The sequence below is a fragment of the Mesorhizobium sp. ES1-4 genome (assembly GCF_020164745.1).
Classification (GTDB): domain Bacteria; phylum Pseudomonadota; class Alphaproteobacteria; order Rhizobiales; family Rhizobiaceae; genus Mesorhizobium.
On the sequence record NZ_JAIUGV010000011.1, the window covers coordinates 39,138 to 62,005 of the forward strand.

The following is a 22,868-nucleotide window of genomic DNA, read 5'->3' on the forward strand; positions in this document are numbered from 1 at the left end:
TGTCTGTCAGAACAGGCGTTCGCGGACGTAGACGGTGTCTCCCGGCAGCAGCGGATCGGAGGTGACCACGCGGCCGGTTATCACCTTGCCGTTGATGTCGCGGGTGATGTCGACGCTCTCCTGGTTGGCGCGCGGCGTGAAGCCTCCGGCGATGGCGATGGCCTTCTGCACCGTCAGGCCGGGCACGTAGGAATACTGGCCGGCGGCCCCCACTTCGCCCATGACGAAGATCGGCCGGTAACGATCGATCTCGACCGAGACGTCGGGATCGCGCAGATAGCCTTGCCGCAACTTGTCGGCGATCTCCTTCTCCATCTGTTGCGCGGTGTGGCCACGTGCCGGAATGGCGCCGACGAGCGGGAAGGAGATGTAGCCGGACTGATCAACGCTGTAGCTATTGGTCAGGCCATCCTGCTCGAACACGGTGACGCGGACGCGGTCGCCGGCACCGAGACGGTAGGGCTGGTCGAGGACCTCGTGAAAGGCGGCCGGGGTCGGCCGGTAGCTGGAGCAGCCGGCGAGCATCGATACGGCAAGCAGTGCGCGAAAGAGGGAAGCAGCGCTTTTCATGATCGGAAACGTACCTTCGACTGGCCGCTGCGGCGTCGCAGCAAACATCTGGGATCGGGTTCGTTATCATCCTGTTAGGGTTAATGGCCGGTAAAGGAGCTCGCCGATCGCGCTCGCCAGGCAAGGTTTTGCGATTTTATCGTTTTTCTGTCGCCCTCCAGTAAACCCTAACGGAAGCTTGCCGTGATCTTAACGGCTGAGTTACCATAGTTGTTTACGGTACATTCCGACCCAGTTTCGGAGTAGGGATGCATGTCCGTTCAATCCGCGGCCGCAGACGTCGACGTCGATCTCAGGCAGCTCTTCGCCAGCCTCGGGCGGAACTGGCTGCGGATTCTGATCTTCGTTCTCGTGGTGACGGGACTTGCCTTCACGGCCGCTTCATTCGCGACCCGGCACTACAAGGCCCAGACCCAGGTGGAAATCGCTCCGCGCGAATCCGTCTACACCCGTCCGTCCGGCAGCAACAATGACGCCGACAAGCCGATCCTCGACGAGCAGGGCGTTGCCACCCAGGTCCAGATAATTTCGTCCAACGAAGTCCTCAAGCAGGTTGCCCAGAAGCTTGGCCTGTCGCGGCGGCCCGAATTCGACGAAACGATCAATATGTCGCCCCTGAGCCGCCTGCTGCTCCTGCTTGGATTGAAAAGCGACCCGATGGACGTTCCAATCGACGAACGCGTGCTGAAGAAGATGCGCGAGAAGCTCAACGTCTACGGCGTTGAAAAGACTCGCATCATTGCCATCGAGTTCTCGTCGGAGGATCCGAAGCTCGCCGCCGCCGTCCCCGATGCCATTGCCGCCGCTTATATCGCGGGGCAGGGTGCGGCCAAGAGCGAATCGAACACCGCCGCCGCGGACTTCCTGGCGCCCGAGATCGCCGACCTGTCCAAGCAGGTCAAGGATGCCGAAGCCAAGGTCGCGGCTTACCGCGCCCAGTCGGGCCTCCTGATGGGCGGTAACAACTCCACCCTGGCCACCCAGCAATTGGCCGAGCTGTCGACCGAACTGTCACGGGTGCGGGCCAACCGCGCCGCGGCCGAAGGCACCGCCGAGAGCGTGCGCAAGGCGCTGCAGAATGGCGGATCGCTGGATTCACTGCCGGAAGTGCTGTCTTCCGATCTGATCCAGCGTTTGCGGGAACGGCAGGTCGAACTGCGCGCCAACATCGCCGATATGTCGACGACGCTGCTCGACAATCATCCGCGTATTCGCGCCGCCAAATCACAGCTCGCCGATCTCGACGCGCAGATCCGCAGCGAGGCCCAGAAGATCATGAAGGGCCTAGCGATGCAGGCCGATGCCGCCAAGGCGCGCGAAAGCCAGCTCGTCGCCGACGTCAACACGCTCAAGGCTGCTTCGGCTCAGGCCGGCGAGCAGCAGGTCGGTCTCGACGCGCTGCAGCGCGATGCCGCCGCCAAGCGCCAGCAGCTCGAACTTTACCTGACCAATTATCGCGAGGCCGCGTCGCGTCAGGATCGCAACTATGTTCCGGTCGACGCCCGCATCACCTCGCCGGCCTCGGTGCCGTCAGAGCCATACTTCCCCAAGATCGGGCCGATCGTCGGCGCTGCCGCCGCGGCTTCACTTCTGCTGGCGACGATATTCACGCTGCTGCGGGAGCTCTTCTCGGGCCGCGCCATGCGCCCGGCCCTGGGCGCGCGGTTTGAACCGATCGACGAGGTGGCGATGCCGCCCGCCAATCATCAGGAGCCAGCTGCCGGCCCGGAAGTCGCCAACGCGTTCGCCAATCGTGCCGCCGAGACCTCATGGCCTGAACCGCTCTCGGAAACACCGGCGCAGCCGCCGGCTGCCGCCGAGGTCGAGCCCGTGGCCAAAGTGGAGCCTGCCGCCGAACCTGAACCGGTGGCCAAATCCGGACCCGCGGCCGAACCTGGACCCGTGGCCGAGCTTGAACCCGTGGCCGAGCCTGAGTCCATGGCTGAGCCGGAGCCCGCCGTGGAGGACCGGCGGCCACGCTCCGTGCTCGGCGAGATCGACATCGAGAAAGCCGCCGAAAAGCTGATCGCCAGCGGAAGCGCGCGCGCCATATTCGTTTCCCCGGAAGGCGACGAAGCCGCGGCGTCGGCGATCCTGGTCGCACGTGAGGTTTCCGACGCCGGCCTGCGCGTCCTGTTGCTCGACCTCACGGCTTCGGGTGCTGCCTCTCGGCCGATGCTGGACAGCGGGCTTTTCCCCGGGATCACCAATCTGCTGGCGTCGCAAGCGCAGTTCAGCGATGTGATCCATTCCGATCTCTATTCCGACTGCCATGTCATTCCCGTCGGCACCGCCGATCCGGTCCGTGCCATGCGAGCCGCCGACCGGCTGCCGATCATCATGCAGTCGCTGACAACAGCCTATGATCTGGTGGTGGTCGAATGCGGGCCGGCCGATGCGCAGGGTATTGGCCGTCTGGGCGGGGAGGCCACCGAGGTGTTCCTGTCCATGCTGGAGCCCGACGACGAGGTGACGCGGGCCGCGGTCAAGCTGATCGAGAGCGGCTATCCCGACTTGACGCTGGTGACGCCGCTCGGCCACGAGCCGCCCGGCACTCCGCTGCCGGGTCGACGCTCCGCGGCTTGAAAGAACAGCTGTTGAGGCCCCATCAGGTCGATCTCAGTTCCACGTCGTCACGCCGAATATGCTGTTGGCGTATTGGGGCTAGTTTTCGTCTTCCGTGGGCAGGGGCGCTGTCTGTCCGATGGCCTTGCGGCGCAGCGTCTTAGCCAGCTTCCAGATCGTCGGGCTGTTCTTGACAAAGGCCTTCAGCCGCGCGCCCTGGCGAAGTGCCGCTGCCAGCGCACGGCCCTTGAGCGTCAGCGGGACCAGGACCTCGAGATGCTGCGTTTCGATATCGCACCATAGCCGCTTGTAGGGCTCGTCTCCGACGGAGAAATCATAAACCGCGAAGCCGGTTTCACAGGCTTCCTGGATGTTATCGAAAAATAGGAAATCGCCTGGGCTGGTGTGGGAAAGGTCATCCTCGGCGATCGCTCCGAACTCGCAGATCAGGCGCCTGCCCGAGCGGCTCGATCCGGTGACGGCGCGCAGCTTGCCCGCGACCTCCAGCCCGTGCAGCACGAAGCAAGGCTTGTCCTCGGCAAGCGCTTGGGTGAAGAGTCCCCGGAAGAAGGCGCGTGTCCGGTCATCGCCGAAAACGTTGGCAATGCCCATCTTGCGGAAGCGCTGTTCCTTCATCTCGAAGAACGCATCGAGCAGCCTCTCCACCTCGTCGGCGCTGCGCGCCTCGATGCGCCGGTGGCTCCCGACGGCCTCGAACTTGCGCATCTGCGAACGATGCTTCTTGCGTTTGCGCTTGCCGCTGGCACGCAGCAGCAGCGCATCGAATCCGCCGCTGAGATCGACGGCCAGCGAAAGATTGGGGCTGGCGAAATGATCGAGCGATGCCAGCGGATTGGCGATGCCGTCGAGATCGGGCAGCACTCTTTCCAGTGCGATGAGATCGATGTCGGGCCGGAATTTGGCGATCGCCGCGAGCATCGTCCGGATGGCGGTGAGGTCGCCGCTGGCCAGCCATTGCGGTTCGGCGGCGCAGAAATTGCCATTCGCGTGGCGGCCGCCCATGAACTGGGCGACCCGCAGGGGGCCGCGCTTGACCACCTCCAGCGCCAGTGCGAAAGCCGGCTTGCCCTCCAGTTCAAGCGTGGCGATGAGCAGATCGGGCTTGACCTCGGCGGCCCAGTTCAAGACCCACGCCGCACTTTGCGCCGGCGCACAAACCGCTGAACCACAGAATTTCGCGTAGGACGCTAGCCCCTCGGCGGCGGCAACGGAAACCGACAGTCCCGCGGCATTCCCGGGCAATGCGCGTGCCGAAGCTTGGGCCGCCGCGAGCCGCTTGCCATCAAACGACGCGGTTGCGTCAACCATACCTCAATCCTTAAGGCGTATTGATCCCGATTTGGGGGGCGCTTGGGCGTATTCCGTGCTTCGATAGCCTAGGCGCAAAAGGTGAATGAATGATCGACGGTGGGGAGGCAATCCGGAAACTGGCGCTCAACGTCGCCCGCTATACCGGCCTCGCACCACTGGCCAGGCCGTTTGTCGGCGGCATCGGCGCCATCCTGATGCTGCATCGCGTGACCGCGACGCCCGAAAAGCCCGACAGCGTCAACCGTCACCTCAACATCGAGCCCGGTTTCCTAGATGCCGTGATCGCCGACATGAAAGCGAACGGCTATTGCTTCGTCTCGATGGACGAAGCCGTGGAGCGCATCAAGGCAGGCGGCAAGGGCGGCCGGTTCGCCACCATCACCGCCGACGATGCTTATCGTGACAATATGACGGAGGCCCTGCCGGTGCTTGAGAAGCATGGCGCGCCTCTCACCATCTATGTCGCTCCCGGGCTCATCGATGGCACTGCCCACCTTTGGTGGGATGTGATCGAGGATATCGTCAATGCCCGCGATCGCCTCACTCTGGCGACATCGGACGGTTCGACGGTGATCGACTGTGCGACCCCCGCGAAGAAACAGCAGGCCATCGCCCGCCTGCACGCCTATTTCAGCACGGAGATCCGCGAGGAGGACCTGCGGACCGTGTTGCGCGACCTGGCCGCTTCTAATGGCGTCGACGCGGACGCCCCGCGCCTGCGCACGCTGATGAACTGGGACGATATCCGCACCGTCGCCGCGCACCCGCTGGTTACAATAGGCGCCCATACGATCAACCACAGCAACCTGAAGCGGCTTTCGGAGGCCGATGCGCGGCACGAGATCGGTGCCGTCAGGGATATGCTGCGGACCGGGCTTGGCGAGGAGCCGCGCCATTTCGCCTATCCCTACGGCTACGCCAGCGCCGTCGGCTGCCGCGAAGTGGGCTTTGCGCGCGACGCCGGCTATGCCTCCGCGGTGACCACCCGCCACGGCGTGCTGCGCGCCGAGCATGCCGGCTTCCTGCAGGCCTTGCCGCGCATTTCGGTAAATGGCCGCTATCAGAGCCTGGCCCATATCCGCACCATGCTGTCTGGCGTGACGACGCCACTCGCCAATGCCGGCAGGATGCTCGTCACCGTTTGACCGGCGGCCTCACCGGGCAGGGCTCAACGCTTGGCGCGCGGCTCCAGCATCAGCCATTTGATGATGCCCATCGCCGGCAGCACCCAGAGCAGACCGCTGAGGAGGAAGAACAGGAATTGCACCAGCGGCCCCGATTCCGACAGCCGGGCGACCGCGAAGATCGAGGCGACCAGCGCGTAGATGATGACCAGCGCCAACAGCAGGAACATTCCGATCAGCTTTTTCAGGCGAATGGGCATGGCACGATCTCGTTGATGGCTACCGCTTAAGCCGAACGCGGGACGCGCGCAACCCACGACACCAGGCGCGACGGCGTGCCGCGCTGCCCGGTCTTGCCAGCAGGAGTGCGATGGTTCACCAATCCGCGACATTCAACCTGCCGGGATATAGTCATGGCCGCCATCTCCGCCGCCGCGCCCTATCGGGCCCGCGACCGCGACCTGCATAACCGGGCACTCGTACGCGGCTGGCTGTATGTCGTGCTCCTGGTGCTGTTCGCGCTGGTCCTGGTTGGCGGCGCCACGCGGTTGACCGAATCCGGCCTGTCGATCACCGAATGGCAGCCGATCCATGGCGTCATCCCGCCGCTCAACGACGCCGAGTGGCAGGAGGAATTCCAGCGCTATCAGCAGATCCCGCAATACACCAAACTCAACAAAGGCATGAGCGTCGAGGCGTTCAAGTCGATATTCTGGTGGGAATGGGCGCATCGCCTTTTGGCGCGCAGCGTCGGCCTGGTCTTTGCCTTGCCGCTGCTGGTCTTCTGGGCGACGCGCCGCATCGAGCGCGGCCTCGGGCCGAAACTGGTCGGCATTCTGCTGCTCGGCGGACTGCAGGGAGCCATCGGCTGGTGGATGGTGGCCTCCGGCCTGGTCGACCGCGTGTCGGTGAGCCAGTACCGGCTCGCCACGCATCTGACGCTGGCGGCGCTGATCTTCACCGCGACAATGGTTGTCGCACGGGGCCTCGCTCCCTACTCCGAGCCCGCTGCCGATCGCTCGACGCAGAGATTGGCCGGTTTCATCGTGCTTCTGGTGCTGATCCAGATCTATCTCGGCGGTCTGGTCGCCGGTCTCGACGCCGGCATGAGCTACAACACCTGGCCGCTGATGGACGGCAGGGTCATTCCCGGCGATCTGCTTATCCTCGAGCCGGTGTGGCGCAACTTCTTCGAGAACCCGAAGACGGTGCAGTTCATCCATCGGCTCGGCGCCTATACCGTCTTTGCCGTCGCGCTTTGGCACATGATCGCCACGCGTCGGCGGCTGCCCGGCTCAACGCATGCGCGACGCGCGACATTGTTGTTCGTTCTGGTGCTTGTGCAGGCTTCGATCGGTATCGCTACGCTGCTGATGCAGGTTCCCCTGCACATGGCGCTGACCCATCAGGCTTTTGCGCTTGTCGTGCTGGGCTTTGCCGCCGCCCACTGGCGAGGCACCAAGGGCGCCTATCCCTTGCCCAACGAGATTGCCGTCGGACGCTGAGTGCGGCCAATCACATCCAGAATTCGTTCGACTGCGTTGTTTTCTGGCCGTCGAATTCGGCCTGACGCAGCGCGGCGGCGGATTGGGCGGACTGGCCCTGATTGGCCTTGGCCGCCTTGTCGGCGGCTTTGGCGGCGTCCGCGGCGGGTTTCGTCCGGTTGGCTGGCGCGTCCATCACAGACCGAGCATCAGATCCATGTTCTGGACGGCTGCACCCGAGGCGCCCTTGCCGAGATTGTCGTAGACCGCCAGCAGCAGCGCCTGCGCCCTGCTGTCGTTGGCAAAGACATAGACCTTCATGCGGTTGGTGCCGTTGTAGACCTCCGGATCGATGTCCGGTACGCGCTCCAGATGCGCATAGGGCGCCACCTCGACCACGCCGCCGGTGATCGCGGCGAAATGGTCCGCAATGGCGGCGTGAAGTTCGGCGCCCGTCGGTACCCGATCGAGGGCACCGAGCTGCAACGGCACCACTGTGATCATGCCTTGCGCGAAATTGCCCACCGCCGGCTGCATGATCGGGTCATGCGACAGCTTCGCATAGGCCTTCAATTCCGGCACGTGCTTGTGCTGCAGGGTCAGGCCGTAGGGCAGGAACTCCGGGGCGTCCTCGCCCTTGGCGACGTAGTCTTCGATCATCGGGCGCCCGCCGCCCGAATAACCGGTAATGCCGTTGACCGCGATCGGGGAACTCGCCGGCAACAGGCCAGCGGTGATCAGTGGCCTGAGCGTCGCGATCGGCCCCTGCGGCCAGCAACCGGGATTGGCGACGCGCTTTGCCGTGGCGATCTTCTTCGCCTGCTCCTTGTCCAGTTCGGCGAAGCCATATTCCCAGCCTTCGGCCACACGATGCGCGGTTGACGCATCGATGACCTTGGTGGTGGCGTTGGTGATCAGCGAGACGCTTTCCTTGGCTGCATCGTCGGGCAAGCACAGGATCGCGATATCGGCGGCGTTGAGGAATTCGGCGCGCGCCGCCGTTTCCTTGCGGCGCTCGACCGGAATGGAAATGATCTCCAGATCGCCGCGCTCGGCTAGCAGCGCCCGGATCTGGAGACCGGTGGTGCCGTGCTCGCCGTCGATGAAGATTTTCGGTTTCATTGCCTGATCAATTCCCTGAGGACTATATGCCGTTGCCTTGATTGACCGCGGCGCCATTGTGGTTGCCGTTGTTCAGCTCATCGAGCCGCGCCTTTCGCTCCGCCAGCAGGCCGAGATACTGCATGGCCACCATCGAGCCTGCGATGGCCGTTATATCGGCGTGATCATAGGCCGGCGCAACCTCCACGACATCGGCGCCGACAATATCGACCTGGTTGAGCTGGCGCAGCGTCGACAGGATCTTCGCCGAGGACGGCCCCCCCGCGACAGGCGTGCCGGTGCCGGGCGCATAGGCCGGGTCGAGGCAGTCGATGTCGAAGGTCAGATAGGTCTTCTTGCCGCCGGTGCGATCGACGATGGCGTAGGCGATGTCGGAAGCCCGCATTTCCTCGATTTCATGGCCATGGAGGATCTTGATGCCGAACGTGTCGGGCGCATGGGTGCGGATGCCGACCTGGATCGAACGGTCGGGATCGATGATGCCTTCCTTGACCGCGCGGCCGACGAAGGAACCATGGTCGATGCGCTTGCCGTCATCGGGCCATGTGTCCTGGTGGGCGTCGAACTGCACCAGGGCGAGCGGCCCGTGGATAGCGGCGTGCGCCTTGAGCAGCGGCCAGGTGACGAAATGATCTCCGCCGAGGGTCAGCAGGAAGGCGCCCGATTTCAGGATCTTGGCGGCTTCGCGCTCGATCGTGCCGGGTGTCTTCTGATGGTTGCCCGAGTCGAGCAGGCAGTCGCCATAATCCACAACCGCGAGATGTTCGAACAGATCGCGCGAGAACGGGTACTGCGGGTCGTTGTCGAGGATCGCCGAGGCACGGCGGATCGCCTGTGGCCCGAACCGGGCGCCGGGCCGATTGGTGACGGCGGCGTCGAATGGAATGCCCCACACCACCGCGTCCGCGCCCTTCACATCCTTGGTGTACCGGCGACGCATGAACGACAGCGCCCCGGAATAGGTCGGCTCGAATGCAGCGCCCGTTTTCGAGCGGGCGGTGAAGGCATGGTCGATGTTCTTGGTCGCCATTACGGGTCCTCGTTTTCATCGGGGTGCAACAACTACAGAACCGGCATGGAAGATACCAGTCACGGCTTGGGGAGACGCAACCGCGCCGCCCGGGTGCCACGGCAAGACACGATTTGTTTCGTCATGACGCAGACCGCGTTTCTTAATCCGTCGCATGCCGTGATGTCGACCCGCACGTTCGCCGGCGACCGCTTCCGGGTTCTCGATTCGTGGCGCGGCATCTGCGCGTTGTTGGTTGCACTGTTTCATTTCCCGACCGCCTCGGCGATCTCGCAGAGCAGCTTCATCGGTTCGTCCTATTTTTCGTCGACTTCAGCATGATTCCATTGCAGGGGCGCGACGGGCTCGGGCCACAGGCGGCCCGCGGATGAGCTGGACTGTTGCCGAAATGGTCATGCTGGCCGTCATCGCTCTATTTGTCTCGCTGCGGGCGACAACGACGCCGGCATTGCCGCGCCCCTGGTGTTCGCCCTGGCGCTGTTTCTCTTCGCCCATCAAGGCGACCCACGTCTTCTCTTCGCCCATCAAGGCGACCCACGTCGCCGGCCAACCGCCAATGCATGTCGCCCAAAGTGATCTCGGTTTTGGCGGAGACGACATGCATAAAACAAGACAGGCGCGTCGCCTGAATCCGTTTCGACGCGACGCGCTTTAGCCGGCTTCGTTCACCTGGATGTCACTGATGTCGCCTATCCCCGGCTCGATCCGGCAAGGAGCGATTCTCGATGCGGACGATCTGGCTGAGCCTTCTGCTTTCCACCGCGCTGGCGGCCGCCTCCGGCCAGGCGTCGGCCGGCGAAACACACGCCAGGCAGATCCTTGACCGCTTCGAACATGCCAATCAGTGGCGCGACCATGTCATGGTAGCTGCCCATCGCGCCGGCAGCATGCAGGCCGGCAAGACGCTCTACGCGGAAAATTCACTTGCCGCCGTGGAAGGCTCGATCGCCATCGGCGCCGAAATCGTCGAGGTCGACATCCGGCGCTCGAAGGACGGCGAGTTCATCGTCATGCATGACAGCTGGCTCGACCGCACGACGACCTGCAAGGGCGAGGTCACCAACTACACGCTGGCCGAGTTGAAGAGATGCCGGCTGGTGATCGAGGGCACCCATGCCGTCACCAGCGAAACCGTCTCTACATTGCGCGAGATGCTGATGGCGACAAGGGACAGGATCCTCATCAACCTCGACAACAAGCTCGACGTCGGCGACCTCCCGGGCATGATCGCGGTGGCTCGGGATCTCGGCATGGCCGACCAGGTCATCGTCAAGGAAAACCTGTGGAACCAGAGCAGGATCACGACGGTGAAGGCCGCCATGGCCGCGGCAGGCGCTGGCTTCCAGTTCATGCCGATCATCGCCGATGACGCGGTGCACGATGCCGGCTTCGCCTCGACGGTCGACCACGCTTTCGCGCCGAGCGCGATCGAGTTGATCAACTGGCGGGCTGGCGCGGAGACGTTGACCGAAACCGGCGGACCGCTGTTCAGCACGCGTATGCGCGCCGAGGCGGTAAAGGGCGACTGGCATATCTGGGCAGACACCTATGCCATCGTCAACAAGCCAGGCGGCTTCCTCGCCGGTGGCCGCGGCGACGAACTGGCGGTCCAGGCCAGCCTGCCGCGCGAAGCCTGGGGTTTCTGGGCCGATCGCGGCGCCACCATCATCCAGACCGACGAGCCGAAGGCGGCGATCGCCTGGCTGGCGGCGAACGGTTATCGCGTGCCTTACGCGACGGATATCAAGTCGGCTGGGCCGGCGCATACGGCCAGCATCAACTAAAGCATGATGCCGAAAAGTGTGAAGCGGTTTTCAGACGACACCATGCTGTATCTCTTTGATTTAGAGCCGGATGATTTCAGGTCGACCCGACCTGAAATCATCCGGCTCTAGGAGCAGGCGGGTGAAGCCGCCGGTGTTTGCCTTCCCTGGGGGATGACGGGCAGGGCAGAAGGACGTCGTCCCGGCAACCTGTCGGTCAATGAATTTGCAATCCCAAAAGAAAAAGGCCGCCGGAGGCGGCCTTTTCGATGTCCGAAATTCGAAACGCTTAGCGCTTCGAGAACTGGAACGAACGGCGGGCCTTGGCCTTGCCGTACTTCTTGCGCTCGACGACGCGGCTGTCGCGGGTCAGGAAGCCACCTTTCTTGAGCACGGCGCGCAGCGCGGGCTCGTAGTAGGTCAGCGCCTTGGAAATGCCGTGACGAACAGCGCCGGCCTGGCCGGAGAGGCCGCCGCCGACGACGGTGGCGACGATGTCGTACTGGCCCGAACGGTTGGACGCGATGATCGGCTGGTTGAGGATCATCTGCAGGACCGGACGCGCGAAATAGGTCGCGAATTCCTTGTCGTTGACGACGATCTTGCCGGAACCCGGCTTCACCCAGACGCGCGCGATGGCGTTCTTGCGCTTGCCGGTGGCATAGGCGCGGCCCGACTTGTCGAGCTTCTGGACGTGGACGGGGGCTGCCGCCTGGGCGTTCGTGTTGCCGGTGGCGGCGCCCAGTTCTGCGAGCGAGGAAAGCTCAGCCATCTTATGCGACCTTCTTGTTCTTGGAATTCAGCTTGGCCACGTCGAGGACCTCTGGCTGCTGGGCGACATGCGGATGCTCCGCGCCTGCATAGACGCGCAGGTTCTTCATCTGGCGACGGCCGAGCGGACCACGCGGGACCATGCGCTCAACAGCCTTTTCGACGACACGCTCGGGGAAACGGCCCTCGAGCAGCTGGCGCGCGGTGCGCTCCTTGATGCCGCCTGGGTGGCCGGTGTGCCAGTAATAGACCTTGTCGGTGAACTTCTTGCCGGTGAACACCACCTTGTCGGCATTGATGACGATGACATTGTCGCCGTCGTCGACATGCGGGGTGAAGGTCGGCTTGTGCTTGCCGCGAAGATGATTGGCGATGACAGTGGCGAGACGGCCAACGACGAGACCCTCGGCGTCGATCAGGATCCACTTCTTCACCACATCCGCAGGCTTCTGCGAAAAGGTTGTCATGTTTTTCTGCTCTCGGTTTGGACCTTCCCCAATCCACAAATGACAAGGAAGGCGTTTCTTGTTGCTTGGATTGGCGAAAGACGCTTGTCATCAGCCAATAACAAAACGGCGGCCTTTGCGGGCCGCTGCTTCGTGATGGCTTATAGGCGAGCGGAGTAATCGCGTCAAGGCAGCGGAAAAGTCTCGCGGCGCGGAAAATAACGTAGAAACAATAGCTTGGATCAAAGGTATTATTTTACCACATCTGCGGTGCGCTTCGGCGGGATCGAATAGGTGCCCGTGGCATGCGCTACAGTCTGTCCATCCGGACCGGCGACGATATCGATGTCGAACACCATCAGGCTCTTTCCCAGCTTCAGGATGCGGCAATGCCCCTCTATCGGCCCGGCCTCGGCCTTGCGCACGAAGTTGATGTTGAGGTTGGTGGTGACCGAGAGCGCATCCGGCCCGGCATGACTGAGCACGCAGACATAACCGCCAATATCGGCCAGCGTGAAAAGGGCAGGGCCTGACACCGTGCCGCCGGGACGCAAATGCCGTTCGCCGGCATTGAGCCGCACGATGCAGCCGCCGGGAAACACGTCGATCGCCTCGTAGGCGGCGGAACTCTCGTTGAGTTGCGGAAACACGGCCGCCATCAGCACATTGATTTGCGCTGCGGTCAGCACCGGCTTGAGATTGGTCTGGGCGGGCATGTCGGTCTCTCGTTCTGCGCAAAGCCTTAATGAACGCGGTGGGGCGTTTCTGGCAACACATACGTCGCCCTGGCGCAAGCGATGGGTGTTGGACGAAAGCCGATCCGCTATTAGATAGTCTGGCAGCCCGACCGGAATCGCGGAGACCCCAGCCATGGCCGAAATCCTTGCCATCAAGCCTGCCGCCGTCGAGGGGCCGATCGCGACGAGCCTGGACAAGGGCGTGTTGCGCTTGACTCTCGCCAATCCGCCAGCCAACGCCTTGTCGCTGGGGGTGATGGCGACGCTAACGGCGGAACTCGACCGCGCCAGGGCTGACCGGGCCGTTCGTGTCATCGTCCTGTCGGCGGCCGGCAAGGTGTTCTGCGCCGGCCACGACCTCAAGGAGATGACCGCGCGCCGCGCCGATGCCGATCGCGGCAAGGCTTTTTTTGAAGAGACCTTCGCCGCTTGCGCCATGCTGATGCAGACGATCGTGCGCCATCCCTTGCCTGTCATCGCCGAGGTGGACGGCCTGGCGACAGCCGCTGGCCTGCAACTGGTTGCGAGCTGCGACCTGGCGATCGCCTCGCATGAGGCGACCTTCTGTACGCCGGGCGTCAATATCGGCCTGTTCTGCTCGACGCCGATGGTGGCGCTGTCGCGCAATGTATCACGCAAGCAGGCAATGGAGATGCTTCTGACCGGCGAGACGATCGATGCCGCGACGGCGAAGGAATTCGGCCTCGTCAACCGCGTCGTGCCGCGCGAATACCTGAATCAGATTGTCACCAAATACGCGCAAACCATTGCTTCCAAATCATCTTTGGTGGTGAAGACCGGCAAGGAAGCCTTTTACGCGCAGGCCGAGATGGGCTTGGCGGATGCCTATGCATATACCGGTCGCGTCATGGTCGAGAACATGCTGGCGCGCGACGCGGAAGAGGGCATTGGTGCTTTCTTCGGCAAGCGCAAGCCGGAATGGACGGACGAATAGGAAACCATGGAACCGCGCATCTCCATCATCACCATCGCGACGGACGATCTCGATCGTGCGGTGCGTTTCTACGAGGCAATGGGTCTGAGGCGTCACGCCGGGATCACCGATGGTATCGCTTTCTTCCAGATGGGCGGCGCCATTCTCGGCCTGTTTCCGCGGGCCAGCGCCGAGGAGGATGCGGGGTTCGCCTTCGCCAGGGCGCCCTCGGCCGTCTATCTCGCCTACAACACTCGCTCCGATGCCGAAGTCGACGAGGTGCTGGCGCAAGCCGAAAGGGCTGGCGGGCGCGTCGTCAAGCCGGCCGGCCGCGCCTTCTGGGGCGGCTGGTATGGCTATTTCGCCGACGCTGATGGACATGTCTGGGAAGTCGCGCACAACCCTGCTTTTCCGATCGCGGACGACGGCACGATTTCGCTGCCGGATTGATGGGCTACCGCAAGCAGCTGACACGGCTCAAGGCGCCGTATCTCAAGCGTATTCTGCTTGACCCTGAGCGCGTGACCGAATGGGAAAAATACCCCTGGAACCTGCCGCTGTTTCGCGGCCACGAATTCCAGCTCGAATTCACCACGCCGATCACCATCATCGTCGGCGAGAACGGCACCGGCAAATCCACGTTGCTCGAGGCGATCGGCGCACTGGCCGGCTATGACGAGGCCGGCGGAGGCAAGGGCTATCGGCCGGTCGACCACTCCAGCGCCATCGACAAGAGTGGAGCGGCGCTGGCGAACACATTCCGTGGCCACTGGCTGCCAAAAGTCACCGCCGGCTGGTTCTTTCGCGCCGAATCCTTCTACTCGGTGGCCCGCTATCTCGACCAGGCGGCGCTGGATTCTGGTGGCGCGCCGCCGGATTTCCTGTCCTGGTCGCATGGCGAAGGCTTCATCCGCTTCTTCGAGGAGCGCTGCCGCAGGCAAGGCATCTATATCCTCGACGAGCCCGAAAGCGCGCTATCGCCGTCGCGCCAGATCGAATTGCTCAAGATGTTGCGGCGCATGGATCGATCGGGCACCGCCCAGGTGATCATGGCGACCCATTCGCCGCTGCTGATGGCCTGTCCCGGCGCGCAATTGTTCCGCATCAGCCGCTTCGGGCTCGATCCGACCGATTTCACCGACACCGATCACTTTCGCATGATGCGCGACTTCTGCTCCGATCCGCGCTCCTTTATGGAGGAAGCGCTCGAGGAGGACGACGTGTGAGCGTCAACGACGATGATCTCAACTGGCGGGTCGAACAGGCTTGCCGAGAAGGCTGGCCCGCCGCCACCGAACGGGTCTCGGATGGCTGGCTTCTGCGGCGGTCGGGCGGCAGGGTCCGTCGCCCCAATTCGGTCAATCCGTTGCGTGGCGAGCGAACCGCACCGGCTGAGGTCTTGGCGGTCGCGGAGGCCTTTTACGCGGATCACTGCCAGACACCGTTGTTCCGGGTTCCCAGTATCGCGGATGAGATGGACGGGGTGCTCGATCGGCACGGCTATGTCAGGGAAGGTGGCACGATTCATCTCTACAATAACATCGAAGACTTGGCGCAAGTGCGCGACGAGCAGGTTGCCGTTTCATCGGCGCCAACCGAAAACTGGTTCGATGCGCGCTTTCGCATGGAATCCTATGACGATGCCGAGCGCCGCATCTTCCGCGAGATGACGGCACTGATCGTGGGTGACAGGGCCTTCGTGTCGTGTGAGCAGGAAGGCATGATCGTTGCGATCGCCTTCGGCGTCATTCGCGATGGTCTGCTTGTCGTGGAGTCGGTTGGAACCGACAGCCGTTTCAGGCAGCAAGGCCTGGGCCGCCGCACCGTTGGCGGGCTGGTGGATTGGGCGCGGCGCGCAGGCGCCTCGGCGGCATGCTTGCAGGTGGTCGCCGACAACACGCCCGGCCGTGCGCTTTACGCCTCGCTCGGGTTCAGCCAGGAACTCTATCGATATCATTATCGCAGGAAGGCAATTGCCCAGTGAATCACGACAGCTACGACAATGCCTATATCGGCGGCATCCTCAATTCGGTGAAGACCATCGCCATGGTCGGCGCGTCGGCGAATGATGTCAGGCCGAGCTATTTCGTGCTGAAATACCTGCTGGCCAAGGGGTTTTCGGTGTTCCCGATCAATCCAGGCCAGGCCGGCAAGGAAATCCTCGGCCGGATGACCTATGCCAGGCTTGCCGACATACCGGAGGCGATCGACATGGTCGACATTTTCCGCAATGCCGCTGCGGTTCCCGGCATCGTCGACGAGGTGTTGCAACTCGATCCCTTGCCGAAAGTCATCTGGATGCAGCTTGGCGTGCGTCATGACGAGGCCGCCGCGCGTGCCGAGGCGGCGGGCATCAAGGTGGTGATGAACCGCTGCCCCAAGATCGAATATGGCAAGCTGTCCGGCGAGATCGGCTGGACCGGTGTCAATTCCGGAGTGCTGTCGTCGAAGAAGCCGCTGATGCGCCAGGGCTTCCAGAGTTTTGGGGTGCGGCAGAAATAGACGCGATACAGAGCGCAAAATTATTCCGCGGAATACCGCATTATCCTGCGGTGTGATCGAAGGATCGGCGCCGAAAGGTATTTTCTTCTTTGCATTCGCACGCCGCCTTCGCCAAGAATGCGCGGCCGATTTAAAAGCTCAAAGGGAGGTTTCAGTGACCCGTTCGCCCGGTTTCAACACGCTCGCCGTCCATGCCGGAGCCAAGCCAGATCCGGCCACCGGCGCGCGCGCCACGCCGATTTACCAGACGACCTCCTTCGTCTTCGACGACGCTGATCACGCCGCTTCGCTGTTCGGGCTGAAGGCTTTCGGCAACATCTACACCCGCATCATGAACCCGACCCAGGCGGTGCTCGAGGAGCGCGTCGCGGCCCTCGAGGGTGGCACGGCCGCGTTGGCGGTTGCATCCGGCCATGCCGCGCAGGTGATCGTCTTCCACAATCTGATGCAGCCCGGCGACAATTTCGTCGCCGCCAACAAGCTTTACGGTGGTTCCATCAACCAGTTCGGCCATGCCTTCAAGAACTATGGCTGGGAGGTGCGCTGGGCCGACACCAATGATCTCTCGACCTTCGAGAGCCAGATCGACGACAGGACCAAGGCGATCTTCATCGAGAGCCTGGCCAATCCGGGTGGCACCTTCGTCGACATCGAGAAGATCGGCGACATCGCGCGCAAGCACGGCCTGCCGTTGATCGTCGACAACACGCTGGCCTCGCCCTATCTGATCCGCCCGATCGAGCACGGCGCCGACATCGTCGTCCATTCGCTGACCAAGTTCATCGGCGGCCACGGCAATTCGATCGGCGGCGTCATTGTCGACGGAGGCACCTTCGATTGGTCGAAGTCGGGCAAGTACCCGATGTTGTCGGAACCGCGCCCCGAATATGGCGGCCTCGTCCTGCACGAAACCTTCGGCAATTTCGCTTTCGCCATCGCCGCGCGCGTGCTCGGCCTGCGCGATCTTGGACCTGCGATCTCGCCCTTCAATGCCTTCCTCATCCTGACCGGACTCGAAACCTTGCCGCTGCGCATGCAGCGCCACTGCGACAACGCGATCACGGTCGCCGGCTGGCTGTCCAACCATCCCAAGGTCGCCTGGGTGAACTATCCCGGCCTGCCGGGGGACAAGAACAACGCCTTGCAGAAGAAATATTCGCCGCTAGGCTCCGGCGCCGTATTCACCTTCGGCCTCAAGGGCGGCTACGAGGCTGGCATCAAGTTCGTCGAGGCACTCGAACTCTTCTCGCATCTGGCCAATGTCGGCGACACCAAGTCATTGGTCATTCATCCGGCCTCGACCACGCACCGCCAGCTTTCCGACGAGCAGAAGGTCAAGGCGGGCGCCGGGCCGGACACGGTGCGGCTGTCCATCGGCATCGAGGATGTCACCGACATCGTCGCCGACCTCGAACAGGCGCTCGCCAAGGTTTGATTGCCGATGACCGCGTTTCTTTCCGTCGATACAAAAAGCGTCGAGCCAGAATCCGGCGCGCCCGCGCCGGATCGCCTGATCTCGGGCGATCCGAAATTCCGCACCTGGAACGTCGAGGAGCGCGACGGTGGCCTCTATGCCGGCATCTGGGAATCGACCCCGGGCAAATGGCGCATCGCCTATGACGAATGGGAGTTCTGCCACATTCTCTCTGGCGTCTCGGTAATCGCGGAGGAAGGCGGCGAAGCGCGCACGGTCAAGAACGGCGACAGTTTCGTGCTGCGCCCGGGCTTCAAGGGAAGCTGGGAAGTGCTTGAAACGACTCGCAAGGAGTACGTGATCAAGCTTTGAAAGCTTGATCACGTATCGAGGATCGGATCGGATTCCGGGCAACTCGCCAGCTAGAAATCGACGGCGAGCGATTCCAGCCCATGGAAGTGGTAGGTGTCGCGGAAGCGCGGGATTTCGGCAAGACGCAGTTGCGGGTGCCGCTCGAACAAGGTCTTCAGCGAAACCTGCAGTTCAAGGCGCGCGAGCGGCGCGCCGATGCAGAAATGGATCCCGGCGCCGAACGACACATTTTTCTGGTCGGTCCGCTCCGGACGAAAGGCCTGCGGCTCGGCGAAGGCAAGCGGGTCATGATTGGCCATGCCAAGCAAAAGCCCTATCGTCTGGCCCGGCCGTACGACGATGCCGGGTGAGAGTTCGATCTCCTCATAGGCATAGCGCGTGAACATGTGCAACGGCGCGTCGAAGCGCAGGCACTCCTCGACCGTCGCCGCGGTCGCTTGCGCCGAGGTGAAGAAGCGGCGCGGGTCGCCGCCTTGCGCCAGGATGGAGTGGATGGCATTGCCGGTCTGGTGCACGGTCTTCATGCCCGGCGTTGAGCAGCAGGATGGCCGAGGAAACCAGTTCGTCCTCCGATAATTTCTGGCCGTCTTCCTGGGCCGAGATCAGCAGCGATAGCAGGTCATCGCCCGGGTTCTTGCGCCGCTCGGTGACGTAGCCGCGCAGGAAATCGGAAAATTCGCGTGCGGCACGGTTGGCGGTGTCCTCGGTCTCGCGTGTGCGGCCATGGATGTACATGGCGACCATCCGATGCGACCAGTCGAGCAGTTGCGGCCCCATATCGACAGGCACGCCAAGCATTTCGGCGATGATGATGATCGGCAACGGGGAGGCGAAGGCCGGCAAGAGATCGACGGACTTGCCAGGTTCGAAGCGATCGATCAATTCGTTGGCGAGCACTTCGACACGCGGCCGCAACCGTTCCACCTGGCGTGAGACGAAGGCACGGTTGACCAGTGTTCTCAGCCGGGTGTGGACCGGCGGCTCAAGCTCCAGCATCGAATTGGCTTCAACGCCGTCGAATGCCTTGAGATGGCTTCGGTCCTGTCCGATGCCACGGCTGTCGGGAATGCCGGCCGGGTTCTGGCGGCCGAAGCGGCGGTCACGCAGCAGTCTGTTGACATCGGCGAAGCCGCCAAAGCACCAGAAGCCGAACTCTTCCCAGAAAAACCCATTCGACGCTTGGTGCAGGAAGCCGTAGGCCTCGTAAGGGTTCAGGAAGAAAGCCGGTTCGCGCGGGTCGAGCTGGAGCCGGCGAGTGGCTGGATCAAAGGCGAGGTAGGAGAGCGTCGGTTTGGTCATGCCGGACCCATAGCGCGGCTTGCCAGCCTCATTCCAGACCGTATGTTGGCGACCCACGGGTTTAGATGTCGGCGGACCCACGAATTGAGCCAGCTGGTGTGGTTGCGGAATGCCTGAACGGATAAATGTGATCGTAGCGGCGCGGGTATCGCCGGTCTTTCCACGGCGTGGTCGCTGCGGTCGGGCGTCGTGTGGCCAAAGCCATCGGCGATAGCGATGTTGGCGGCCTCAAGGACTGGCTTCGGGCAGAGCTAGCGTAACGCGATCCTAATCCTGGCAATGCCTCGGAATATGCACACGCCGCCAGCCGGATGAGCCTTCGCGCATCAGCACGCGCCGCTCGACGGTCTGGTATGAGGCAGGAATGTCGATGAATAGCCTTTGCTCGGGCCGCACCAGCACCTCCTCGGCGATCCTGTCATGTTGCGCCGGAATGAAGACGCGGCGCGTGCGCTCGGGCTGGATCACCACCATCTCGGCGACGCGTTCGTAGCGCGCCTTGTGCCAGACCTTGCACAGCACCCGGCGGCCATGGATGACGCGCCATTCCCAGGAATAACCGCCGCCGTCGACCCTGACCGTGTGATAGATGGTCCGGGTGATTGCCGGGACCACTTCGTATCGAACCTGTGCCGGAACGGTCGTCACCAGGCGCTCGCGCGTGCCGTAGATCGGCGGGTCATAGTCGACCTGCCGGCCGGGGGGACTGACCATGACGTCTTCGTAGACCGTGTCATAAACGGCCGGTGTGCGGACGGGCTCGTAGCATTCGACGGCGCGGCCGCCGGCCGAAGTTTGCGAAATCGAGCCGAGCACGGTCAGCCCGGCAATGGCGAAGCATGCGGTTTTCCCTGACATGGCACTCCCCTGAACGGCACAATGACGGTTCAACGTAGAATTTTAGGGATGTCGTTGCGGAGAAAAGCGGTCCGACGCATTGCGTTGAGTGACGAGGTTAAGAAACTGCTACCTGGCACGGACCGGCTCCGTATTCTGGCCCGGCATTGCGTCAGCTGCTTCTAATCCTTGCCCGGAAGCTTGATTCGACTTACCCAGATGGCTAGGACGGGTCGGCCTTGCACAAGGATGAGCCGGCATCCTATTTACATCTTGACGATCCAGAACCGATTCTGCCCGAGCTGCCAGCCTGTCCGGCGCCGGAATCCCACCGCGAGACAAGAGATAACTGATGAAGAATCCCGTCGAAACCTACATGAACCTCGTTCCGATGGTGGTCGAACAGACCAATCGCGGCGAGCGGGCCTACGACATTTTCTCGCGCCTCCTCAAGGAGCGCATCATTTTCATCACCGGTCCGGTCGAGGATGGCATGGCGACGCTGGTCTGCGCGCAGCTCCTGTTCCTCGAAGCCGAGAACCCGAAGAAGGAAATCAACCTTTATATAAATTCGCCGGGTGGCGTCGTCACCTCGGGCATGGCCATCTACGACACCATGCAGTTCATCAAGCCGGCCGTGTCGACGCTGTGCATCGGCCAGGCGGCCTCGATGGGCTCGCTGCTCCTGACCGCCGGCCACAAGGACATGCGTTTTGCCACGCCGAACGCCCGCATCATGGTTCACCAGCCGTCCGGCGGTTTCCAGGGCCAGGCGTCCGACATCGAGCGTCATGCCCAGGACATCATCAAACTGAAGCGCCGCCTCAACGAGGTCTATGTCAAGCATACCGGCAAGAGCTATGAGGAGATCGAGAAGACGCTCGACCGCGACCATTTCATGACAGCCGACGAGGCCAAGGATTTCGGCCTCATCGACAAAGTGATTTCGTCGCGCGAGGCGGCCGAAGGAGCGCTGGCATAAAGACTGGTTGGCAGTTGGATGGCGCCATGATGCGCTTTTGGCGCGTCTTGCGGCATTTCGGCCACAATTGGCTGTTCCCTCGGACGTTGGGATTGCCTACGTTAAGGCTATGTTGATTTTCGACGGCTTAGCTTTGTGTGGGGAAGCTGCGAATCATTGCGACGTTTTCTGATTTGTGTTTCGTACGGAATGCGTTGCGGGAGCCGGGACACTGGCGGCGGCGCATTCCCGCGATAAATAGAGTATGCGCCCTTTCAGCCAGACCATCGGCGGGCGGCCATGAAAGGACATGAAAATGAGCAAGGTCGGCAACAACAGCGGTGATTCCAAGAACACGCTTTATTGCTCGTTTTGCGGCAAGAGCCAGCACGAGGTGCGCAAGCTGATCGCCGGCCCGACGGTGTTCATCTGCGACGAGTGTGTCGAGCTCTGCATGGACATCATCCGCGAGGAGAACAAGACCTCGATGGTGAAGTCGCGCGAGGGCGTGCCGACCCCGCAGGAGATCCTCAAGGTTCTTGACGACTATGTCATCGGCCAGCCCTACGCCAAGCGCGTGCTGTCGGTGGCGGTGCACAACCACTACAAGCGCCTCGCGCATGCCGGCAAGAACAACGATGTCGAGTTGGCCAAGTCCAACATCCTGCTGATCGGCCCGACCGGCTGCGGCAAGACGCTGTTGGCGCAGACGCTGGCCCGCATTATCGACGTGCCCTTCACCATGGCGGACGCCACGACGCTGACCGAGGCCGGTTATGTCGGCGAGGACGTCGAGAACATCATCCTGAAGCTGTTGCAATCGGCCGACTACAATGTCGAGCGCGCGCAGCGCGGCATCGTCTACATCGACGAAATCGACAAGATTTCGCGCAAGTCCGACAATCCCTCGATCACGCGGGACGTGTCGGGCGAGGGCGTGCAGCAGGCGCTGCTCAAGATCATGGAAGGCACGGTGGCCTCGGTGCCGCCCCAGGGCGGCAGGAAGCATCCGCAGCAGGAATTCCTGCAGGTCGACACCGCCAACATCCTGTTCATCTGCGGCGGCGCTTTCGCCGGGCTGGACAAGATCATCTCGGATCGCGGCCGGAAAACCTCGATCGGTTTTGGTGCCGTCGTCGCTTCGCCAGAGGATCGCCGCACGGGTGACGTGTTCCGGCTTGTCGAACCCGAGGATCTGTTGAAATTCGGCCTCATTCCGGAGTTTGTCGGCCGTCTGCCGGTCCTGGCGACGCTGGAAGACCTCGACGAGCCGGCGCTGATCCAGATCCTGACCGAGCCGAAGAATGCGCTGGTCAAGCAGTATCAGCGGCTGTTCGAGATGGAAAATGTCGACCTGACTTTCCACGAGAACGCGCTTTCGGCGATCGCCAAGCGCGCCATCGAGCGCAAGACCGGCGCGCGCGGCCTGCGTTCGATCATGGAAGCGATCCTGCTCGACACCATGTTCGAACTGCCCGCCCTCGAAGGCGTGCGCGAAGTGGTGATTTCGGAGGAAGTGGTGACCGGCAGTGCCCGGCCGCTCTACATTTATTCCGAACAGAAGGAAAAGAAGGGCAACGTCAGCGCGTGATATCGCACCTGATC

The 22,868-nt window shown here is 62.8% G+C and carries 25 protein-coding genes and 1 pseudogene; 15 read left to right on the plus strand and 11 right to left on the minus strand.

Going from position 1 to position 22,868, the window contains the following annotated elements:
* Positions 1-6 precede the first annotated feature (6 nt).
* The gene (locus tag LB556_RS21185) at positions 7-570 is read right to left on the minus strand and encodes a polysaccharide biosynthesis/export family protein (RefSeq protein ID WP_224569684.1); all 564 of its coding nucleotides are present in this window, start codon (positions 568-570) and stop codon (positions 7-9) included.
* Positions 571-822: 252 nt separating this feature from the next.
* Here LB556_RS21185 and LB556_RS21190 point away from each other — a divergent pair, with 252 nt between their 5' ends.
* Complete coding sequence (locus tag LB556_RS21190; RefSeq protein WP_224569685.1) at positions 823-3,156, plus strand: exopolysaccharide transport family protein; 2,334 nt, start codon at positions 823-825, stop codon at positions 3,154-3,156.
* Between the two features lie 78 nt (positions 3,157-3,234).
* On the opposite strand, the gene LB556_RS21195 is transcribed toward LB556_RS21190, so the two are convergent.
* On the minus strand, positions 3,235-4,464 hold the full coding sequence (locus tag LB556_RS21195; protein WP_224569686.1) for a GNAT family N-acetyltransferase: 1,230 nt from the start codon (positions 4,462-4,464) through the stop codon (positions 3,235-3,237).
* Positions 4,465-4,553: 89 nt separating this feature from the next.
* Between LB556_RS21195 and LB556_RS21200 the strand changes: the two genes are divergently transcribed.
* Positions 4,554-5,612, plus strand: coding sequence for a polysaccharide deacetylase family protein (locus LB556_RS21200; protein WP_224569687.1), 1,059 nt, complete (start codon positions 4,554-4,556; stop codon positions 5,610-5,612).
* Positions 5,613-5,635: 23 nt separating this feature from the next.
* Here the strand turns inward: LB556_RS21200 and LB556_RS21205 are convergent, their stop codons facing one another.
* Complete coding sequence (locus tag LB556_RS21205; protein ID WP_224569688.1) at positions 5,636-5,851, minus strand: DUF2842 domain-containing protein; 216 nt, start codon at positions 5,849-5,851, stop codon at positions 5,636-5,638.
* Positions 5,852-6,004: 153 nt separating this feature from the next.
* Here LB556_RS21205 and LB556_RS21210 point away from each other — a divergent pair, with 153 nt between their 5' ends.
* Positions 6,005-7,096 carry a COX15/CtaA family protein gene (locus LB556_RS21210; protein WP_224569689.1) on the plus strand — a complete coding sequence of 364 codons (1,092 nt, stop codon included), beginning with the start codon at positions 6,005-6,007 and terminating at the stop codon, positions 7,094-7,096.
* Between the two features lie 10 nt (positions 7,097-7,106).
* Here the strand turns inward: LB556_RS21210 and LB556_RS21215 are convergent, their stop codons facing one another.
* Genes LB556_RS21215 through speB form a run of 3 tightly spaced genes read right to left on the minus strand, consistent with a single transcriptional unit; the run spans position 7,107 to position 9,227 of the window.
* A complete protein-coding gene (locus LB556_RS21215) occupies positions 7,107-7,271 on the minus strand; it encodes a hypothetical protein (RefSeq protein WP_224569690.1) in 165 nt (54 codons plus the stop codon).
* Complete coding sequence (gene argC / locus LB556_RS21220) at positions 7,271-8,197, minus strand: N-acetyl-gamma-glutamyl-phosphate reductase (protein ID WP_224569691.1); 927 nt, start codon at positions 8,195-8,197, stop codon at positions 7,271-7,273. Before argC ends, LB556_RS21215 begins: the two co-directional genes overlap by 1 nt.
* Before the next feature lie 22 nt (positions 8,198-8,219).
* Entirely contained in the window at positions 8,220-9,227 is a 1,008-nt protein-coding gene (speB, locus tag LB556_RS21225; protein WP_224569692.1) for an agmatinase, read from the minus strand.
* Between the two features lie 123 nt (positions 9,228-9,350).
* Between speB and LB556_RS21230 the strand changes: the two genes are divergently transcribed.
* The 3 genes from LB556_RS21230 to LB556_RS21240 all read left to right on the plus strand — a co-directional run bounded on the left by LB556_RS21230 (position 9,351) and on the right by LB556_RS21240 (position 11,011).
* Positions 9,351-9,548 (plus strand): hypothetical protein, encoded by a 198-nt coding sequence (locus LB556_RS21230; protein WP_224569693.1) that lies wholly within the window; start codon positions 9,351-9,353, stop codon positions 9,546-9,548.
* 73 nt (positions 9,549-9,621) lie between these two features.
* Positions 9,622-9,882, plus strand: a complete 261-nt coding sequence (locus tag LB556_RS21235; protein WP_224569694.1) for a hypothetical protein — start codon at positions 9,622-9,624, stop codon at positions 9,880-9,882.
* 70 nt (positions 9,883-9,952) lie between these two features.
* Positions 9,953-11,011 (plus strand): glycerophosphodiester phosphodiesterase family protein, encoded by a 1,059-nt coding sequence (locus tag LB556_RS21240; RefSeq protein ID WP_224569695.1) that lies wholly within the window; start codon positions 9,953-9,955, stop codon positions 11,009-11,011.
* A gap of 268 nt (positions 11,012-11,279) precedes the next feature.
* Here the strand turns inward: LB556_RS21240 and rpsI are convergent, their stop codons facing one another.
* The 3 genes from rpsI to LB556_RS21255 form a co-directional block, all read right to left on the minus strand.
* Positions 11,280-11,762 (minus strand): 30S ribosomal protein S9, encoded by a 483-nt coding sequence (rpsI, locus tag LB556_RS21245; protein WP_224569696.1) that lies wholly within the window; start codon positions 11,760-11,762, stop codon positions 11,280-11,282.
* 1 nt (position 11,763) lies between these two features.
* Positions 11,764-12,228, minus strand: a complete 465-nt coding sequence (gene rplM, locus LB556_RS21250) for a 50S ribosomal protein L13 (RefSeq protein ID WP_010915638.1) — start codon at positions 12,226-12,228, stop codon at positions 11,764-11,766.
* A gap of 230 nt (positions 12,229-12,458) precedes the next feature.
* Positions 12,459-12,923 carry a PaaI family thioesterase gene (locus LB556_RS21255; RefSeq protein ID WP_224569697.1) on the minus strand — a complete coding sequence of 155 codons (465 nt, stop codon included), beginning with the start codon at positions 12,921-12,923 and terminating at the stop codon, positions 12,459-12,461.
* Between the two features lie 154 nt (positions 12,924-13,077).
* Between LB556_RS21255 and LB556_RS21260 the strand changes: the two genes are divergently transcribed.
* The 7 genes from LB556_RS21260 to LB556_RS21290 all read left to right on the plus strand — a co-directional run bounded on the left by LB556_RS21260 (position 13,078) and on the right by LB556_RS21290 (position 18,166).
* Entirely contained in the window at positions 13,078-13,899 is an 822-nt protein-coding gene (locus LB556_RS21260) for an enoyl-CoA hydratase (protein ID WP_224569698.1), read from the plus strand.
* A gap of 6 nt (positions 13,900-13,905) precedes the next feature.
* On the plus strand, positions 13,906-14,328 hold the full coding sequence (locus LB556_RS21265; protein WP_224569699.1) for a VOC family protein: 423 nt from the start codon (positions 13,906-13,908) through the stop codon (positions 14,326-14,328).
* The gene (locus LB556_RS21270; RefSeq protein WP_224569700.1) at positions 14,328-15,104 is read left to right on the plus strand and encodes an AAA family ATPase; all 777 of its coding nucleotides are present in this window, start codon (positions 14,328-14,330) and stop codon (positions 15,102-15,104) included. The genes LB556_RS21265 and LB556_RS21270 overlap by 1 nt, the downstream gene beginning before the upstream one ends.
* On the plus strand, positions 15,101-15,862 hold the full coding sequence (locus LB556_RS31865) for a GNAT family N-acetyltransferase (protein ID WP_224569701.1): 762 nt from the start codon (positions 15,101-15,103) through the stop codon (positions 15,860-15,862). The genes LB556_RS21270 and LB556_RS31865 overlap by 4 nt, the downstream gene beginning before the upstream one ends.
* Positions 15,859-16,380, plus strand: a complete 522-nt coding sequence (locus LB556_RS21280) for a CoA-binding protein (RefSeq protein ID WP_224569702.1) — start codon at positions 15,859-15,861, stop codon at positions 16,378-16,380. The genes LB556_RS31865 and LB556_RS21280 overlap by 4 nt, the downstream gene beginning before the upstream one ends.
* Positions 16,381-16,534: 154 nt before the next feature.
* Positions 16,535-17,815 (plus strand): O-acetylhomoserine aminocarboxypropyltransferase, encoded by a 1,281-nt coding sequence (locus tag LB556_RS21285; protein ID WP_224569703.1) that lies wholly within the window; start codon positions 16,535-16,537, stop codon positions 17,813-17,815.
* Between the two features lie 6 nt (positions 17,816-17,821).
* Complete coding sequence (locus LB556_RS21290) at positions 17,822-18,166, plus strand: cupin domain-containing protein (RefSeq protein WP_224569704.1); 345 nt, start codon at positions 17,822-17,824, stop codon at positions 18,164-18,166.
* Positions 18,167-18,216: 50 nt separating this feature from the next.
* On the opposite strand, the pseudogene LB556_RS21295 reads toward LB556_RS21290, so the two are convergent.
* Positions 18,217-19,465 (minus strand): annotated as a pseudogene (locus tag LB556_RS21295) (cytochrome P450).
* Positions 19,466-19,732: 267 nt separating this feature from the next.
* Positions 19,733-20,323 carry a hypothetical protein gene (locus tag LB556_RS21300; protein WP_224569705.1) on the minus strand — a complete coding sequence of 197 codons (591 nt, stop codon included), beginning with the start codon at positions 20,321-20,323 and terminating at the stop codon, positions 19,733-19,735.
* A 331-nt stretch (positions 20,324-20,654) separates the two neighbouring features.
* Between LB556_RS21300 and clpP the strand changes: the two genes are divergently transcribed.
* Positions 20,655-21,284: an ATP-dependent Clp endopeptidase proteolytic subunit ClpP gene (gene clpP, locus LB556_RS21305; RefSeq protein WP_140809241.1), complete on the plus strand. Its 630-nt coding sequence runs from the start codon at positions 20,655-20,657 to the stop codon at positions 21,282-21,284.
* A 295-nt stretch (positions 21,285-21,579) separates the two neighbouring features.
* Positions 21,580-22,854, plus strand: a complete 1,275-nt coding sequence (gene clpX, locus LB556_RS21310; RefSeq protein WP_013532190.1) for an ATP-dependent Clp protease ATP-binding subunit ClpX — start codon at positions 21,580-21,582, stop codon at positions 22,852-22,854.
* Positions 22,855-22,868: the final 14 nt, after the last annotated feature.